16 protein-coding genes and 1 riboswitch are annotated in these 16,634 nt (G+C 72.8%); of the genes, 12 read left to right on the forward strand and 4 right to left on the reverse strand.

Annotation, left to right across the window (positions count from 1 at the left end; genetic code table 11):
• Positions 1-31: 31 nt before the first annotated feature.
• Positions 32-931, reverse strand: a complete 900-nt coding sequence (locus tag AC1DZC_RS19375; RefSeq protein ID WP_477044390.1) for an alcohol dehydrogenase catalytic domain-containing protein — start codon at positions 929-931, stop codon at positions 32-34.
• 122 nt (positions 932-1,053) lie between these two features.
• On the opposite strand from AC1DZC_RS19375, the gene AC1DZC_RS19380 reads away from it, so the two are divergent.
• The 8 genes from AC1DZC_RS19380 to AC1DZC_RS19415 all read left to right on the forward strand — a co-directional run bounded on the left by AC1DZC_RS19380 (position 1,054) and on the right by AC1DZC_RS19415 (position 8,858).
• Positions 1,054-1,431: a winged helix-turn-helix transcriptional regulator gene (locus tag AC1DZC_RS19380; RefSeq protein ID WP_477040893.1), complete on the forward strand. Its 378-nt coding sequence runs from the start codon at positions 1,054-1,056 to the stop codon at positions 1,429-1,431.
• A 62-nt stretch (positions 1,432-1,493) separates the two neighbouring features.
• A riboswitch (SAM riboswitch) is annotated at positions 1,494-1,613 on the forward strand.
• 210 nt (positions 1,614-1,823) lie between these two features.
• Positions 1,824-2,930, forward strand: coding sequence for an LLM class flavin-dependent oxidoreductase (locus AC1DZC_RS19385; RefSeq protein ID WP_477044391.1), 1,107 nt, complete (start codon positions 1,824-1,826; stop codon positions 2,928-2,930).
• Positions 2,927-3,511, forward strand: a complete 585-nt coding sequence (locus AC1DZC_RS19390; protein ID WP_477044392.1) for a GNAT family N-acetyltransferase — start codon at positions 2,927-2,929, stop codon at positions 3,509-3,511. The genes AC1DZC_RS19385 and AC1DZC_RS19390 overlap by 4 nt, the downstream gene beginning before the upstream one ends.
• Before the next feature lie 26 nt (positions 3,512-3,537).
• Positions 3,538-4,575 (forward strand): amino acid ABC transporter permease, encoded by a 1,038-nt coding sequence (locus AC1DZC_RS19395; protein ID WP_477044393.1) that lies wholly within the window; start codon positions 3,538-3,540, stop codon positions 4,573-4,575.
• Entirely contained in the window at positions 4,575-5,357 is a 783-nt protein-coding gene (locus AC1DZC_RS19400; protein ID WP_477044394.1) for an amino acid ABC transporter ATP-binding protein, read from the forward strand. The genes AC1DZC_RS19395 and AC1DZC_RS19400 overlap by 1 nt, the downstream gene beginning before the upstream one ends.
• A 79-nt stretch (positions 5,358-5,436) precedes the next feature.
• Entirely contained in the window at positions 5,437-6,444 is a 1,008-nt protein-coding gene (locus AC1DZC_RS19405) for an ABC transporter substrate-binding protein (protein ID WP_477044395.1), read from the forward strand.
• A 114-nt stretch (positions 6,445-6,558) separates the two neighbouring features.
• Positions 6,559-7,674, forward strand: coding sequence for an FAD-dependent oxidoreductase (locus tag AC1DZC_RS19410; protein ID WP_477044396.1), 1,116 nt, complete (start codon positions 6,559-6,561; stop codon positions 7,672-7,674).
• Complete coding sequence (locus AC1DZC_RS19415) at positions 7,671-8,858, forward strand: LLM class flavin-dependent oxidoreductase (protein ID WP_477044397.1); 1,188 nt, start codon at positions 7,671-7,673, stop codon at positions 8,856-8,858. The genes AC1DZC_RS19410 and AC1DZC_RS19415 overlap by 4 nt, the downstream gene beginning before the upstream one ends.
• Positions 8,859-8,999: 141 nt before the next feature.
• Here AC1DZC_RS19415 and AC1DZC_RS19420 read toward each other — a convergent pair whose 3' ends face one another.
• Both AC1DZC_RS19420 and AC1DZC_RS19425 read right to left on the reverse strand, forming a co-directional pair.
• Entirely contained in the window at positions 9,000-9,542 is a 543-nt protein-coding gene (locus AC1DZC_RS19420) for a flavin reductase family protein (protein ID WP_477044398.1), read from the reverse strand.
• Positions 9,539-10,066, reverse strand: a complete 528-nt coding sequence (locus AC1DZC_RS19425) for an NADPH-dependent FMN reductase (protein ID WP_477044399.1) — start codon at positions 10,064-10,066, stop codon at positions 9,539-9,541. The genes AC1DZC_RS19420 and AC1DZC_RS19425 overlap by 4 nt, the downstream gene beginning before the upstream one ends.
• A 235-nt stretch (positions 10,067-10,301) precedes the next feature.
• On the opposite strand from AC1DZC_RS19425, the gene AC1DZC_RS19430 reads away from it, so the two are divergent.
• The 4 genes from AC1DZC_RS19430 to AC1DZC_RS19445 all read left to right on the forward strand — a co-directional run bounded on the left by AC1DZC_RS19430 (position 10,302) and on the right by AC1DZC_RS19445 (position 14,990).
• A complete protein-coding gene (locus tag AC1DZC_RS19430) occupies positions 10,302-10,682 on the forward strand; it encodes a YciI family protein (RefSeq protein ID WP_477040907.1) in 381 nt (126 codons plus the stop codon).
• Between the two features lie 37 nt (positions 10,683-10,719).
• Entirely contained in the window at positions 10,720-11,907 is a 1,188-nt protein-coding gene (locus tag AC1DZC_RS19435; protein WP_477044403.1) for an RNA polymerase sigma factor, read from the forward strand.
• 166 nt (positions 11,908-12,073) lie between these two features.
• Positions 12,074-13,981: an AAA family ATPase gene (locus AC1DZC_RS19440; protein WP_477044400.1), complete on the forward strand. Its 1,908-nt coding sequence runs from the start codon at positions 12,074-12,076 to the stop codon at positions 13,979-13,981.
• 10 nt (positions 13,982-13,991) lie between these two features.
• The gene (locus tag AC1DZC_RS19445; RefSeq protein WP_477044401.1) at positions 13,992-14,990 is read left to right on the forward strand and encodes an Fpg/Nei family DNA glycosylase; all 999 of its coding nucleotides are present in this window, start codon (positions 13,992-13,994) and stop codon (positions 14,988-14,990) included.
• A 345-nt stretch (positions 14,991-15,335) separates the two neighbouring features.
• Here AC1DZC_RS19445 and AC1DZC_RS19450 read toward each other — a convergent pair.
• Positions 15,336-16,634 (reverse strand): HNH endonuclease signature motif containing protein (locus tag AC1DZC_RS19450; protein ID WP_477044402.1); only part of this gene is annotated, 1,299 nt, incomplete at its 5' end.

Below are 16,634 nucleotides of genomic sequence, written 5' to 3' on the forward strand. Positions count from 1 at the left end.
GCGCGCGGGGCCGGACGCGCTCGTCGAGAGCTCACGGCACCAGGACGACCACCCCGCGCAGCCCGCCGGCCTCGACCGCGGCGTAGGCGTCGCCCGCCTTCTCGAACGGGTAGGTGTCCGCGACGCGCGGCGTCAGGACGCCCTCGACGGCCAGCGCCGCCACGTCCGCGAGTCCCGCGGAGCCGCTGACCACGTGGACGGTCTTGACGCGGATGCCGCGCTCGGGCGCGGGCGTCGCGGGCGCGGTGACGGCCACGAGCACGCCGCCGTCCCGGGCTGCGACGAGAGCCGGTGCGCCGAGCTCGGCGGTGTCCAGCACCCCGTCGGCGCCCAGCGTGCCGAGGTCGGTGCCCCGCAGCACGAGCCGGGCGCCGGTGCGCTCGACGAAGGCGCGGTCGGCCTCGCGTGCGACGGCCAGCACCGCGAGCCCGCGGTGCCGGGCGAGCTCGACGGCGAACCCGCCGACACCACCGGCGGCGCCGGTGACGGCCAGCGTCGCGCCCGCCAGCAGGCCGAGCAGGTCCAGTGCCTGTGCGGCGGTCAGAGCGTTGAGCGCCAGCATCGACGCGTCCACCGCGCTCAGTGACGCGGGACGCGACGCGACCGACCCGCGCGGCAGCACGACGGACGACGCCTGGGCGCCGACGAAGGTGTCGAACCAGTCGGACAGGGCCAGCACCGGGTCGCCGGGGGCGAGGCCCGTGACGTCCGGGCCGACCGCGTCGACCACGCCGGCGAGCGCCCAGCCGAGCACGTAGCGGTCGGCCGGCGGCAGCGGGACGTGGCCGCGCGCGACGACCACGTCGACCGGGTGGACGGGTGCGGCCTCGACGCGGACCCGGACCTCGCCCGGACCGGGCTCCAGGACGGGCAGGTCGAGGATCGCGAAGTCGGCGGTGGGGCCGGGAACGGTGAGGGTGACGGTCGACATGAGGGCCTCCGAGGGGAGATCGGTTCGGGACGCGACCCATCCTGAGCACAGTGGTATCTTTTGGGAAGTAGGCACCTTCTGGTGCCTAAAGGGTCTGTCTGGTTCCCTGCTCGGAGGACATCGTGCTCGAGACGCTCCCCCTCGCGGCGTACGACTCGTTCGACGCCGACTGTCCGACCCGTGAGCTCCTCGACGAGCTGTCGGACAAGTGGGTCTGTCTGGTCATGACGGCGCTGGAGGTCGGCCCGCAGCGGCACTCGGAGCTGCGGCGGCGCCTCAACGGCGTGAGCCAGAAGATGCTCACCCAGACGCTGCGCGCCATGGAGCGCGACGGCATGATCACGCGGACCGTGACCGCGTCCGTGCCGGTCCGGGTCGACTACGAGCTCACCCCGCTGGGCGTCTCGCTGACCTCCGTGGTGCACGCCGTGAAGGTGTGGGCCGAGGCGAACATGGACGCGGTCGCGATCGCCCGTGAGGCGTACGACGCCCGCGTCTGATCTCACGATGTGACCAGCGGTTTGACGTCGTCGGGCCCCCGATCTAAATTCCCTACCAATAAGGTCAAGATTTCCAGCGCGAAGCTCCGGCTAGCTGGAAGGCAACCCTCCGCGCGGTGGGGTGCCCCGGATGAGGACCTGGTCGTGGTGGGCACTACGCCTCCACACGGCAACGACGCGAACCCCGGCAGTGCCGGGACGAGAGGAACGACCATGAACGCGTTCGGAGCACCCCGCTCCCCGAGCTGCGGCGACGCCATGCTCACGCGTTCCTGTTGTCGCTGAACCTTCAGCGCCCCGCTCCACCTCGCACGCCCCGCTGAACGGGGCGAGCCTCGCCGCACCTCTGACGTGCGCGCCCCACCTCTCGCACCACCTGAACGGATACCCCTGTGTCCTCCCATGCCCACCTCGGTGTCGACCTGTCCGACACCGGCGCCCGCGCCGCCGCCTGGCGCACCCACGGCTCCCAGGGTCAGCGTCTCTTCGACGCCGGCCGCCTCGAGGAGCTCGTCGCCGTCGCCCAGCGCGGTGCGCTCGACTTCGTCGTGTTCGACGACGACTTCGCCCTGCACCCCGGCGGCAGCACGACCCGCCTCGACGCGGCCATCGTCGCCTCCCGTCTCGCGGCGCGCACCGACGGCATCGGCCTCGTCGCCTCGGTCGGCACCTCGCACCTCGAGCCGGCGCACATCTCGACGGCCATCGCGACGATCGACCAGGCCAGCGCCGGTCGCGCCGGGTGGCAGGTCGGCTGGACCACGCGTCTCGACGAGGTGCCGACGGCCGGCCCGCGGTCGTCCTCCCCGGACGTCGCGGCCCTCGCCGGCGCGGCCGAGGCGGCCGCCACAGTCGCCCGGCGCTGGGACAGCTGGGTGCCGACGGCCTCGGCACGTCCGCGTTTCACGACGCACGACGGCGTGAACTTCGCCGCCGGCGCCCCGAAGGGCAGCACGCGTCCGCCGCAGGGCCGACCCCCGGTCGTCGTCCGTGCGACGACCTCCGACGAGATCGAGCTGGCCGGACGCGTCGCGGACGTCGTGCGCATCCGCGCCACCGACCGCGACGAGGCCGCTCGCACCCGGGCCCGGGTCCTGGGCGCGGTCGTCGCCGCAGGTCGTGACCCGCGCGACGTGCGCGTCCTGGTCGACGTCTACCTCATCGTCGGGCCGGACCGGGCCAGCGCGCAGGCCCGCCTCGACATGCTCTCCGACCTGGAGGGCGTCAGCTGGGACACCGGCTCGCTCGCGTTCGTCGGGACCTCCACGGGGTTCGCCGAGCTGGTCACCGACTGGCTCGACGCCGAGGCCGCCGACGGGTTCACCATCCGCCCGGCATCCGTGCAGACCGACCTGGTCGCGCTCGTCGACGGCGTCCTGCCGGTGCTGCGCGCGTCGGACGCCTTCCGTTCGTCGTACCCCGGCCGCACGTTCCGCGACACCCTCGGCCTGCCGAGCACCGTGCCGAGCACCGTCGCCCGATTCGCGGCGTCGGCATGACGACCACCGACCTCCGCGTCGTGCGCTCGTACGCGCTGAGCGACCCGGCCGTGCAGCCGATGCTCGACGAGCTCGCGGTCGAGTACCTCACGCGGTACAGCGAGTTCTTCGGGGTCGACGACCTGCGCGCGGAGCTCGAGCGGTACCCCGCCGAGCAGTTCGCGGCGCCCGACGGTGACCTGATCCTGATCCTGGAGGACGGGACCGCGGTGGCCGGCGGTGCGTTCCGGCTCCGGGCCGAGCCGGAGCTCGGTTCGGCGGAGCGGCTCAGCCGGCCGGGCACGCGCGACGAGTCCGGTCTGCCGACGGTCCGCACCGCCGAGTACAAGCGGATCTGGACCAGCTCCGCGCACCGCCGCCGCGGTCTGGCGCGCCAGGTGCTCGCCGAGCTCGAGCTCCGAGCGGTCGCGCTCGGGTACGAGCGCCTCTACCTCACCACCGGTCCCCGGCAGCCCGAGGCCGCCGCGCTCTACCTGGCGACCGGCTGGCACCCCCTGTTCGACACGACCGACGCCCCGACGGACGGCCCGCTCGCGTTCGAGAAGTGGCTCTGTCCGGAGCATGACGCCCCGCAGTCGTAGAGCCCCCTCGAACCCCGGAGTGCACCGTGTCCACCGCCTTCCTGAAGAAGGACGACGTCCTGCCCGACGTGCCTGACGTCGTCGTCCACGACGAACCCCGCGTCTACGGCGCGCGCCACCCCGCGCGCTGGGTCGCGACCGCGATCGTCGCCGTGCTGCTCGCGATGGTCGTCAGCTCGCTGCTCACCAACCCCAAGTGGGAGTGGGGGGTCGTCTGGCAGTACCTGACCTGGCCGTCCGTGCTCGACGGGCTGTGGGGCACCATCCGGCTCACCGCCGCGGCCGCCGTGGTCGGGTTCGGGCTCGGCACCGTGCTCGCGCTCATGCGGCTGTCGAGGTCACCGCTGCTGCGGTCGGTCGCGTGGGGGTACATCTGGATCTTCCGGTCCGTGCCCCTGATCCTCCAGCTGCTGCTCTGGTACAACCTCGCGTACCTGTACCCGCACCTCACGCTCGGGGTGCCGTTCGGCCCGTCGTTCGTCGAGCTCGACACCCTGTCCGTGATCGACAAGTTCGGTGCCGCGGTCCTCGGGCTCGGGCTCTCGCAGGCGGCGTACGCGTCCGAGATCATCCGCGCCGGCATCATCGGCGTCGACCAGGGCCAGCACGAGGCCGCCGCGGCGCTCGGCCTGCCCCGGCGTCGCCAGCAGCGGCGGATCATCCTGCCGCAGGCCATGCGCACCATCGTGCCGACCGCCGTGAACGAGATCATCGGCCTGGTCAAGGGCACGTCGGTGGTCTACGTCCTGGCGTACGGCGAGCTGTTCTACATCGTCGGCGTCATCTACGGCCGCAACCAGCGCGTGGTCCCGCTGCTGATCGTCGCGGGCATCTGGTACCTCGTCCTGACCACCGTGCTGACGATCGCGCAGTACTACCTGGAGCGGCACTACGCCAAGGGCGCCCTGCGCCAGCTGCCGCCCACGCCGATCCAGAAGGCACGCTGGGGCCTGGGCGTGAGCTGGTCCCGCCTCACCGGCAGACCACTGCCCGGCGACCTCCCACCGAGCTACGGACGCGGCGCCCGCAACCTCCTGGTCCGCACCCAGCGGGGTGGGTTCTGATGGCCGCGGGGCTCGTCAAGGCGGGTCTGGTCGAGGTGCGCGGAGTGCACAAGGCCTACGGGACGCTCGAGGTGCTCGACGGCATCGACCTGACGGTCCGGCCCGGCGAGGTCACGGTGATCCTCGGGCCGTCGGGCTCGGGCAAGTCGACCCTGCTGCGCGTGATCAACCACCTCGAGAAGGTCGATCGCGGCCTCATCTCGGTGGACGGCGACCTCATCGGCTACCGGCGGCGTTCCGACGGAGCGCTGCAGGAGCTCAAGGAGAAGGATGTGCTGGCGCAGCGGACCCGCATCGGGTTCGTGTTCCAGAACTTCAACCTCTTCCCGCACCTGACCGCGCTCGAGAACGTTATCGAGGCGCCCATCTCGGCGCAGCGCCGGCCGCGGGCCGAGGTCGAGGCGGAGGGCCGTGCGCTGCTCGAGCGCGTCGGGCTGTCCGACAAGGCCGACGCCTACCCCCGCCAGCTATCCGGCGGCCAGCAGCAGCGCGTGGCCATCGCCCGGGCGCTCGCGGTCAAGCCGTCGGTCGTGCTCTTCGACGAGCCGACGTCGGCGCTCGACCCGGAGCTCGTCGGCGAGGTCCTCGACGTCATCCGCGACCTCGCCGCGACTGGCACGACCCTCGTCGTCGTGACGCACGAGATTGGGTTCGCCCGTGAGGTCGCCACCTCGATCGTCTTCATGGACGGCGGCCGGATCGTCGAGCAGGGCACACCGACCCAGGTGCTCGACGCCCCGCAGCACGCCCGCACCAAGGCCTTCCTGGACAAGGTGCTCTGACCTCTGCGCCTGCATGCACCCCTGATCGTTCCCCGCTCACCCGCGCGCCTGCGCACACCACCGAAAGAGAGAACCTCCCGTGACCACACCCCTGCGACGTACCCGGCTCCTGAGCGCACTGGCCCTCGTGCCCCTGCTGGCGCTCGCCGCGTGCAGCGGATCGGCCGCGGCGGACGACGACGTGGCGGCCGAGCCCTCGGGCTCCGCCACCGCAGCCGCCGGACTGACGATCAACACCAGCCCCGATCAGGACCGCATCCACTCGACCGAGTCGGCCGACGCCATCGCGCTGCTGCCGGCCGCGGTCAAGGAGTCCGGCGTGCTCAAGGTCTCGACGACGGCCGGTGGCCTCCCGCCGCTCGGCTTCCTCGCCGACGACGAGAAGACGCCGATCGGCAACGAGCCCGACATCGCCTCGCTCATCGCCGACGCCCTGGGCCTGAAGCTCGAGCTCGAGGTCAAGGCGTGGGCCGACTGGCCGCTCGCGCTGCAGTCCGGGGACGTCGACGCGGTCATCTCCAACGTCACGGTGACCGAGGAGCGCAAGGAGCTCTACGACTTCTCGTCGTACCGCAACGACCAACTCGGCTGGCTGACGGCCGCCGGCAGCGACGTCAAGCAGATCAAGGAGCCCAAGGACATCGCGGGCCTCACGGTCGGCGTCGGGTCCGGCACCAACCAGGAGAAGATCCTGCTCGCCTGGAACCAGGAGAACATCGACGCGGGCCTCGAGCCGATCAAGGGTGGCGAGCCGGAGTACTACGAGAACTACTCCGACGTCCTGCTCGCCGTGCAGTCTGGCCGGCTCGACACCTACGTCGGCCCGAACGCGAGCCTGGCGTACAGCGCGGCGACCGCTCCCGACCAGTTCAAGGTCGTCGGCACGCTCAACGGCGGCTGGCCCGACACGGCGCAGATCGCCGTGGCCACCCTCAAGGGCTCCGGGCTCGCCGAGGCCGTGACCGCGGCCCTCAACCACACCTTCGAGGACGGCACCTACCAGCAGGTGCTCGAGCGCTGGGGCCTGCAGGCCGAGGCGATCGAGAAGTCCGAGACCAACCCCCCGGGTCTGCCGAAGACCAGCTGACCACCCTGGACCGAGTGCCCCTGGTCTTCACACCAGCGCACTCGACGGTGGCCGGCCGGGGTCGGGGGACGCCCGGCCGGCCACCGTGTTTTTCTCGAGGCAAGGAGCCCACGCATGGAGAACGTCGACCACCTGGTGATCGGCGGCGGCGTCATGGGCTCGGCGGCCGCCTGGCAGCTCGCTCGCCGCGGCCGGTCGGTGGTCCTGCTCGAGCGCTTCGAGCCGGGCCACGTCCAAGGCGCCTCGCACGGAGCCTCGCGCATCTACCGGCAGACCTACGATCGCGCCGAGTACCTCGACCTCACGATCGAGGCGCTCGGGCTCTGGCGGTCCCTCGAGGACGCGACCGGTTCGGAGCTCCTCACGATCACCGGCGGCGTCAGCCACGGAGCCCCCGCGCCGTCGCTCGTGGCCGCGTTCGAGGCCCGCGGCATCGCGCACGAGGTCCTCACGCCCGACGAGGCGGCCGAGCGGTGGACCGGCCTGCGGTTCGAGGGGTCGGTGCTGCACGAGACCCGCACGGCCGGCCGCCTGCACGCCGACCGCGCCGTCCTTGCGCTGCAGGACGACGCCCGCGCGCACGGCGCCGACGTCCGCCACGGCGTCCGTGTGCTCTCGCTGACGGTCGCCGCCGACGGCGTCGTCGTCGAGACCTCCGACGGACCCGTCCGCGCTCGTCGGGTCGTGCTGGCCGTCGGCGCCTGGACCGGCTCGCTGCTCGGCCGGCCGCTCCCGCTGGTGGTGACGCAGGAGCAGCCCGCCCACTTCGACCTCGCCTACCCCGCCGACTGGCCGTCGTTCACACACCAGCCGCTCGGTGTACATCCGTACCCCAGCGGAACGTACGGACTGCTGACGCCTGGCGAGGGCGTCAAGGTCGGGTTCCACGCGGTCGGTCCGGTGACCGACCCGGACCACCGCACGTTCACGCCCGAACCCGGGCAGCTCGCGCTCCTGCAGCGGTACGCCGAGCAGTGGATGCCGGGCGTCGACGCGAGCACCCCGCACCCGATCTCGTGCACCTACACGACCACGCCCGACCACGACTTCATCCTCGACCGCCGCGGACCGCTGGTCGTCGCCGCCGGCTTCTCCGGCCACGGCTTCAAGTTCGGGCCCGCGATCGGCCGGGTCCTGGCCGACCTCGCCGACGAGCCGGTCGACGACCCGGTGCGTGCCTCCGACCCCGCGTTCCACCTGTCCCGTCTCGTCCTCCAGGAGTCCCGATGACACGCGTCCCCCTGTCCGTCCTCGACCTCGCACCCGTGTGGGAGGGCGGCACCGGCGCGCAGGCGCTCCAGGCGTCGCTCGACCGGGCGCGGCTGGTCGAACGGCTCGGCTACCGGCGGATCTGGTTCGCCGAGCACCACCTCGCCCCGGGCGTGGCCTCGGCCGCTCCGGGCGTGCTGGCCGCGCTCGCCGCGGGCGTCACGTCGACCCTGCGCGTCGGGTCGGCCGCCGTCCTGCTCGGGTCCACGAGCCCGGTCGTCGCCGCCGAGCAGTTCGGCACCATCGCGGCCGCCCACCCCGGGCGCGTCGACCTGGGCCTCGGACGCGCGTCGTTCCCGCCGCCCTCCGACAAGGCAGCCGCGACGCCCGCGCCGCCGGCGCCGCCGGTCGTCTCCGAGGATCGCGTCGTCGAGGGGCTCCTCGTGCCTGCGACCCCACCCTTCAGCTTCCGGGACCCCGACCTGCTCGCGCGGTTCGTCGCGCAGCAGCGCTACCTCAGCGCCGGTCGCACGCCCGGCGCGTTCGCCGACGAGCTGCGCACCGTCCTCGACCTGCAGGCCGGTACCGCGCGCGCCGACGACGGCCGCGACGCCGTCAGCCCCGCCGTGCAGGGCTCCGACCTGGCCCTGTGGGTGCTCGCGTCGAGCGCGGGGGAGAGTGCCCGCGTGGCCGGCGAGCTGGGTCTGCCGCTCGCCGCGAACTACCACGTGAGCCCGTCGACGGTGCTCGAGACCGTCGAGGCGTACCGGTCCGCGTTCCGCCCGGGCGTGCTCGCAGCCCCGTACGTGGTGGTCTCGGCCGACGTGCTCGTCGCGGAGACGTCGTCGCAGGCGGCCGCCCTGGCGGACCCCTTCGCGGCCTGGGTCCTGTCCATCCGCTCGGGCGCCCGCGCCATCCCGTACCCGCGCCCTGGCACCACGACCCCGTGGGACGAGCGGTCCGACGACGAGCGCGCACTCCTGCGCGACCGCATCGTCTCGCGGCTGGTCGGCGACGCCGCGTCGGTCGCGTCGGGCCTCGATGCGCTCGTGCGCGCCACCGGCGCCGACGAGCTGCTGCTCACGACGATCACGCACGATCCGTCGGACACCGCCCGCTCGTACGAGCTCCTGGCGGCCGAGTGGTTCGCGCGGGACGCGGACGCCCTCGTCGGCGCGGGCGCGGGAGCCAGGTCGTCCTCGTAGGGCGGCGCCGAGCAGGACCTGAGTCGCGCCACGGACACCCGTGGCGCGACTCGCGTCATGTTCGGCCGTGCCTCGCGCACGACAAGACCCGCCGGGCTCCGAGGCCCGGCGGGTCTGTGCTGTCCGGAGGTCCGGCCGGCGTCACACGGCCGTGTGGTCGCCGATCCGGTGATACGTGCGGTCGTGGTAGACGAGCGGGAGTGCCTCGTCGTCGATCCCGTGCTCGAGGGCGCGGATCGAGACCAGGTACGAGCCGCCGACGGGTGCGCGCTGCACGATGCGCCCGCGGACCCAGGACACCGCACCGTCGATGACGGGCTCGCCCGACGCCAGCGCGGTCCAGCCGCCCGCGGCGAAGCGGTCGATGCCACTGGTCGCGAACCGCGCGGACACGTCGTCCTGCCCGGAGGCGAGGAAGCTGATCGCGATCGTGCGGGCCCGGGACAGGGGTGCCCAGGACGAGGACGTCGACGCGAGCGAGAACGCGAGCAGCGGCGGGTCGGCGGACACGGAGATGACCGAGGTGGCCGTGAACCCGACCGGCCGGCCCTCGTCGACGAACGCCACGACGGCGACCCCCGCGGGGTGGCGGCGGAAGACCTCCTTGTAGGAGGCGGGCGACAGCTGCGGTTCGTCGTGTTCCACCAGGTCGGCCTGGAGCTCGCGGAGGATCTCGGCGGTCATCGTGCCGCCGCCTCGAGCTCGGGCGTGAGCGCGCGCTGGAGCGGCGCCGAGGCCTTGGCCAGCCACCGGTCGACGGCCGGGTCGAGGTCCAGGAGGTCGGCCTCGGTGACGGTGAGCGACCGCGTCGGCACGGTCGCGCCGAGCTCGACCAGCAGGGGCCGCAGGTGCACCTCGCCGACCAGCGCGTGCGCCGGGTTGCCCGAGATGACGAGCGGCACCGCGACGACCCCGGCCAGCCCGTCGGGGCCGTACAGATCGAGGAACGACTTCAGCAGCCCGGTGTACGAGGCCTTGTAGACCGGCGTCGCGACGACGAGCAGGCGGGCCTGCGCCACCGTGCCCAGGGCCGGGTCGAGGAGGGAGCGATCGTCGGTGAACAGCTGGTGCCCGATCGTCGCGAGGTCGATCGACGTGACGTCCTCGCCGAGCCGGCCGGCGACGTGCTGCGCGGCGGCCAGGGTGCGCGACCCCGGGCGGGGGTTGCCGACGAGGGCGACCACGGACGGTGCTGGCTGGTGGACCACGGTGCTTCTCCTTCACGTCCACAGGGCTGTGCGACCCGCGATGTGTAACAACGAGTCGGCCCCCGGCAAGGGCTTCGTCGGAGAATCCCGAATGACGGACACCGCGGCGCCCTGCCCTCGTCGGGAAAAGAACGACAGGATGCATGTCGAGATCGTGCGCACGGCTCCGACCAGTGGGTGAGGGCCGGGCCAGAGGCGACCGGCGACGAGCTACAGGGAGCGCACCGTGAAGTACATGCTGCTGATGACGTACCACGTCGAGGGTGTCCCGCCGGTCGACACCTGGGCGCCCGAGGACGTCAGGCGGATGATCCAGTTCCAGCACGACCTCGACGCGTCCCTGGTCGCCAGCGGCGAGCTCGTCGGCGCCGAGGGCCTCGCCTGGCCCGACCAGGCCAAGCTGGTCCGCAGCGACGGCGTGCAGCCGCCGGTCATCACCGACGGGCCCTTCGCCGAGTCGAAGGAGTTCCTCGCGGGCTTCTGGATCGTCGACGTCGAGAGCGAGGCGCGGGCCATCGAGATCGCGGCGACGGCGTCGGCGGCGCCGGGCGTCGGCGGCGTCCCGATCCAGCAGGTCATCGAGGTCCGCGCGGTCATGGAGGCTCCCGACGTCTGAGCCACTACCCGCGCAGGCCGCCGTCGACGAGCTCCTGCTGCGCACGCTCGCGCCGCGGGTCCTCGCCGTGCTCGTGCGGCGTTCCGGCGACCTCGCGGACGCGCAGGACGCGCTCCAGGACGCGCTGCTCGCGGCCGCGACGCAGTGGCCCGTCGACGGGGTGCCCGACAACCCGCACGCCTGGCTCGTGGTCGTCGGGCAGCGCCGGCTCGTGGACGCGTGGCGCGCGCAGGAGTCCCGACGACGGCGCGAGGAGCTCGTCGCCTCGCCCGAGGCGGTCTTCGACGAACCCGGCGGCGACGACTCGCTGCTCCTGCTGTTCGGCTGCTGCCACCCGGCGCTGAGCCCCGCGTCCGCGATCGCGCTCACGCTGCGCTCCGTCGGCGGGCTGACGACGGCCGAGATCGCCCGCGCGTTCCTGGTGCCCGAGGCCACGATGGCCCAGCGGCTCAGCCGTGCGCGTCGCATCCTGCGAGAGCTCGACGGGCCGTTCCGGATGCCGTCGCCCGACGAGTTCGCCGACCGGCTGCGGGCGGTGCTGCGGGTGCTCTACCTCATGTTCAACGAGGGGTACGCGAGCTCGTCGGGCTCGTCGGTGGCCCGCGCCGACCTGGCCGTCGAAGCCTTGCGCCTGACCCGCGCGTTGCACGCCAGCCTTCCCGACGACCCCGAGGTGGCCGGCCTGCTGGCCCTGATCCTGCTGACGGACGCGCGTCGGGCCGCCCGGACCGGCCCGCACGGCGAGCTCGTCGCGCTCGACTCCCAGGACCGCTCGCTCTGGGACGCGGCGATGATCGAGGAGGGCGTCGCACTCGTCGAGGAGGCCCTGCCGCGTGGCGCGGTCGGCGAGTACCAGCTGCAGGCGGCGATCGCCGCGGTGCACGACGAGGCGCCGTCGGCGGACGAGACCGACTGGCCGCAGCTGCTCGCGCTGTACGGGCTGCTCGAGCGGATGACCGGCAACCCGATGGTGACGCTCAACCGCGCGGTCGCGCTCGCGATGGTGCGCGGGCCTGCGGCCGGCCTGACCCTGCTCGAGACGCTCGACGAGCCGCTGGGGGAGCACCACCGCCTGCTCGCGGTCCGCGGCCACCTGCTCGAGCGCGCGGGCGACGAGTCCGGTGCGGCCGAGCAGCTCCTGGCGGCGTCGCGACGGACCACGAGCATCGCCGAGCGCGACTACCTGCTGCTCCAGGTGACCCGGCTGCGGCACGCGCGGCACTGACCCTTTCGAGTGCCGGCGGGGTCCGACGGGGTCCGCCGTTGGACCGTTCGGGTGGCCGGATATGTCCGATGTTGCGGATATGTCCGATTCGGCCTGACGATGGTCCGATCGCACCTCCCGCGACGCAACGTCGTCTGATCCCAGGCGCCGAGGGAAAGGACCGCCTGTGCCCGACGAGCTGGAGTCTGTGCAGGACAGCGTTCCCTCCCCGATCCGCAAGGGAGCGCACGACATCGCCCTGTCGCGCGAGAAGGTGCGTCGTCGGCGCGTGTTCCGCGTCGGGCTCCCCGTGGTACTGCTCGAGGCGTACATCGTCTTTTGCGCGCTCACCGGCCGTCGGCTCCTGCCCGCGATGCCCGCGGTCGACCCGCTCCTGCTCGCGCCCGTCGCGTTCTTCGCGCTCCTGATCGTCCTCATGGTCGCCATGCAGTTCGGCGGCGGGCGCTCGCCGCACGTCACCTACCGCCCCGAGCAGGTCGACGTCCGGCTCAAGGACGTCATCGGCATCGACCCGGTCCTGGAGGACGTGCGCCGCTCGATCGACCTCTTCCAGACGCACCGCCAGTTCGCGGAGCAGATGGGCGGCACCCCGCGCCGCGGTCTGCTGTTCGAGGGTCTGCCCGGCACCGGCAAGACGATGACCGCGAAGGCGATGGCCGCCGAGGCCGGCGTGCCTTTCCTGTTCGTCTCCGCCACGTCGTTCCAGTCGATGTACTACGGCGCGACCGCGCGCAAGATCCGCTCGTACTTCAAGGCGCTGCGCAAGGCCGCGCGCGCCGAGGGCGGTGCGATCGGGTTCATCGAGGAGATCGACGCGATCGCGATGGCCCGCGGGGGGATGTCGTCGATGTCCTTCGTCGCGAGCCCGTTCGACCTGGTCCGTGGTCCCCGCACCGTCACCAACGCGGTCGTCTCCGAGGGCACCGGCGGCGTCGTGAACGAGCTGCTCGTGCAGATGCAGTCGTTCGACGAGCCCACCAGCGGCGACAAGTTCGTCAACTTCTTCGTCGCGCGCCTCAACCTGCTGATGCCCGCGCACCGTCAGATGAAGCAGCGCAAGCCCGCCAAGGCGCCGATCCTGCTCATCGCCGCGACCAACCGCGCGGACAACCTCGACCCCGCCCTGCTGCGGCCGGGCCGGTTCGACCGCCGCCTCACGTTCTCGACGCCGGACGCGCACGGCCGCCGTGAGCTCGTCGACCACTTCCTCAAGACGCGGTCCACCGACGTCGAGCTCGAGGACTCCGCGCTGCGCGACCGGCTCGCCGCCGCGACGAACGGCTGGACCCCCGTGATGATCGAGCACCTTCTCGACGAGGCGCTGGTCAACGCCCTGCGGCGCGGGTCGATGACGATGACCTTCGCCGACGTCGAGCGCGCCCGCATCACCGAGATGGTCGGCATCGGCCAGCCCGTGGCCTACACGACCGCCGAGCAGGCGCTCATCGCCACCCATGAGGCCGGGCACGCCGTCACCGCGTGGCTCGTCGCGCCGAACCGCACGCTCGAGGTGCTGACGATCATCCGCCGAGGCGACGCGCTCGGGCTGCTCGCGCACAGCGACTGCGAGGAGGTCTGGACGCACTCGCAGTACGACCTGCGCGCGCTCGTGCAGATCGCCATGGGCGGCTGGGTGGCCGAGGAGCTGTTCTTCGGGCAGACGAGCACCGGCCCCGCAAGCGACCTCGCCGCCGCGACCCGCACCGCCGCCCAGATGGTCGGCGCCGCGGGCATGACCGGCTCGCTCGTGTCGTTCGCCGCGACCCCGCACGACCTGGTCTCCGCGGTCCTCAACGACCACGTCGCCCGCCAGCAGCTCGAAGGTGTGCTCGACGAGGCACGCAGCACCGTCCGTCGCCTGCTGTCCAAGCACCGTCACCTCGTCGAGGCCCTGCGCGACGCGCTCCTCGAGCGGCACGAGCTGATCGGCGTCGAGATCACCGACGTGCTCGACGAGGCCGCCATGCGACAGGAGCAGCTGACCGAGCAGGTCGAGGCCGAGAACCGGGCAGCCGTCGCCGCGGGTGCCGCTGCTGCCATCGCCGCAGCGGCCGAGCGGCTCCGCGTGGCCTAGCCTTCGGGACGTGCCCGAGGGTCATACCGTCCACCGCATCGCCCGCCAGCTGGGCCTCGACCTCGTCGGGCACCGGTTGGCGGTCAGCTCGCCCCAGGGCCGGTTCGCCGCCGGGGCACGACGACTCGACGGACAGCTGCTCGTGGCGTCGCGCGCCGTCGGCAAGCAGCTGTTCCTCGAGTTCGAGTCGGGCGACGTCCTGCGCGTGCACCTGGGTCTGTACGGCGCGTGGGACTTCTACGGCCGGCTCACCCCGCTGACGCCCGGCGCCGTCGCGCGCGGCAGCATGGGTGCTCCGCGACTGCGCCGAGCGGTCCGCATGGGCGAGGACGAGCGCGAGGTCGGCGCCGACGCAGGCATCGACCACCCGTTCCCGCCCGAACCCGTCGGCCAGGTCCGCGTCCGCCTCGCCTCCGCCGAGACCGTCGCCGACCTGCGTGGCCCGTCCGCCTGCGAGGTCCTGGACCCGTCCCAGGTCGCCCTCGCGGTCGCCCGCCTAGGCCCAGACCCGGCATCCGACCTCGCCGAATGGCCCGGCTACGCCCCGCTGAGTAACCCGTCGACGAACGGGCAAGCCACCGACGCGGCGCTCGGCTCGGCGCCCTCGCCCCGCTCCGTCATGATCGACCGCCTGACCTCGCGCTCCGTCGCCGTCGGTCAGCTGCTGATGGACCAGTCAGTGGTCGCCGGCATCGGCAACATCTACCGCGCCGAGCTCCTCTTCCGCGCCCGCCTCGACCCGCACACACCCGGCCGCCGAGTCCCCCGCGAGACCGCCGGCGCCCTCTGGGACGACTGGGCAGTCCTGCTCGCCGAAGGCATCCGCACCGGCGTGATCATCACCCGAGACCTCACGCCGACCGAGCACACCGACGCCCTCACCGACCCCACGCTGCGCAACTGGGTCTACCACCGCACCGGCCTGCCCTGTCTCGTCAGCGGCACACCGGTCGTCGTCGAAGAGATGGCCAACCGCAACCTCTACTGGTGCCCCACGTGCCAGAAGTAGGCGGGTGCGGCGCGCACGCGAGCCGGCGGACTCCGCGACGCATGCCGGGCCAGTCGAGCGCCCACCGGCCCATCGCCACGCTCGGCTAGATGCGCCTCACGTCGATCGCCGCGCTCGGGCCGAAGGACGCCGAAGGTTGCGCCGACGAGTCGGTCCGCCCGCCACGTGCCAGGCCGTTCCGAGTGCCTGCTCCCGCCTGCCGCCACAACCCGCTGCTGCCCCTGGACGAGTGCTGTGCGCGGTCGAGTCTTCGATTCAGCCGGTCGACACCACGGATCGAGCTAGGGGCTGGGCAGGGCTGCGCCTCGGAAGGTGGGTGGTCTTCAGGGCGGCGCTGGTCGGTTGCTAGAAGGGTGGTTCGTCGTCGTCCTGGTGGGGTTGGCGTCGTCGTCCGGGTGGTGGGCAGGTGAGGGCGTCGGGGTTGATGAGGAGTGGTGTGGGGTGGCGGGCGTAGGTGATGCCGTCGGGGCTGGTCCACCAGGTGACCCCGGTGGTGGGGTTGCGGTGCACGTTCCAGTGCTTCTTGGTCTTGGCCTGGTGATGGTGCCTGCAGAGGGCATGCAAGTTGTCGGCGTGGGTCTGGTCGGCGGCGGGTAGTGCGGGGTTGTAGGGGGTGATGTGGTCGAGGTCGCAGCGGGTGGCGGGTTGTCGGCATCCGGGGAACGTGCAGGTCACGTCCCGGGCGATCACGGTCCGGGTCAGGTCCGCACCCGGCCGGTAGCTGACCGTCCCGGTGTCGATGACCTGGCCGGTGGGGTCGGTCAGCAGGCGCCGCCAGGTCCCGTCCTGGGCCAGCTCACGAGCCATCGCCGCGGGGATCGGCCCGAACGAGTCCAAGTACCCGGGCTGGTCGTCCAACCCGGCCAGGGTGCTCGCGGCGATGGTGACGCCGATGCTGATGGTGTGGCCGTGGCGGCGCGGCAGCGGGGTCCCGTCCGGGGTCGCCTGCCGGTCCACGATGCCGCTGAACACGTCGGCGAACGCGTCGGCGCGGCGCTGGTCCACGCTGCGGTCATCCCCCTGCACCCGGGTGGTGCCGGCTAGGGCATCCAGAACCGTGAATGCCATGACCGCCTCGGGTGCGGGCAGGTAGGCGGACAGCCACGCCATCCCGTCCACCGATGCCGTCAACGACACCGCCCGGTCCTGCCGCGCCGCGACCAGGCGCTCCTGGGCGGCGTCGGGGTCGGTGGCGATCACCGCGGCGCGCACATACCGGACCAGCTGCGGACCCGTCATCCGCTCCGCCGCCGCCAACCCGAGGGCCAGGACCGCGTCACGACCCGACGGGTCGGCGACCATGACCTCGCCCATCAGGACGTCGACCTTGCGCGCATCCACCCGACCCGCAGCCCAGGCGTCCAGGACCACCGGATGCGAGCACGCCAACGCTGCTCGCACGACCAGCATCTCCGCCGAGCGCCGCGTGATCACCAACGCACACGCCAACTCATCCGGCACCGGAGACGGGTGCACCGGGCGGCGGACCTCCAGCTCATGGATCGCGACCGCCTGGGCCGCCTGCGCCGCCCGGATCAGCTGCTCGAACCCCTGGACCACCCCGACCACCGCACCCGAAGGCAGATCGGCGACCTGCACACCATCCAATAGGGCCGCCAGGTCCAGGAGAGAAGCACCCGGCAC

This window comes from Cellulomonas sp. P2_B4 (assembly GCF_056404795.1).

Coding starts and splice junctions, on each gene's coding strand:
- AC1DZC_RS19375 (WP_477044390.1), bottom strand. CDS start 931: ATGTCGACCGTCACCCTCACCGTTCCCGGCCCCACCGCCGACTTCGCG.
- AC1DZC_RS19420 (WP_477044398.1), bottom strand. CDS start 9,542: ATGACCGCCGAGATCCTCCGCGAGCTCCAGGCCGACCTGGTGGAACAC.
- AC1DZC_RS19415 (WP_477044397.1), top strand. CDS start 7,671: ATGACACGCGTCCCCCTGTCCGTCCTCGACCTCGCACCCGTGTGGGAG.
- AC1DZC_RS19390 (WP_477044392.1), top strand. CDS start 2,927: ATGACGACCACCGACCTCCGCGTCGTGCGCTCGTACGCGCTGAGCGAC.
- AC1DZC_RS19430 (WP_477040907.1), top strand. CDS start 10,302: ATGCTGCTGATGACGTACCACGTCGAGGGTGTCCCGCCGGTCGACACC.
- AC1DZC_RS19400 (WP_477044394.1), top strand. CDS start 4,575: ATGGCCGCGGGGCTCGTCAAGGCGGGTCTGGTCGAGGTGCGCGGAGTG.
- AC1DZC_RS19410 (WP_477044396.1), top strand. CDS start 6,559: ATGGAGAACGTCGACCACCTGGTGATCGGCGGCGGCGTCATGGGCTCG.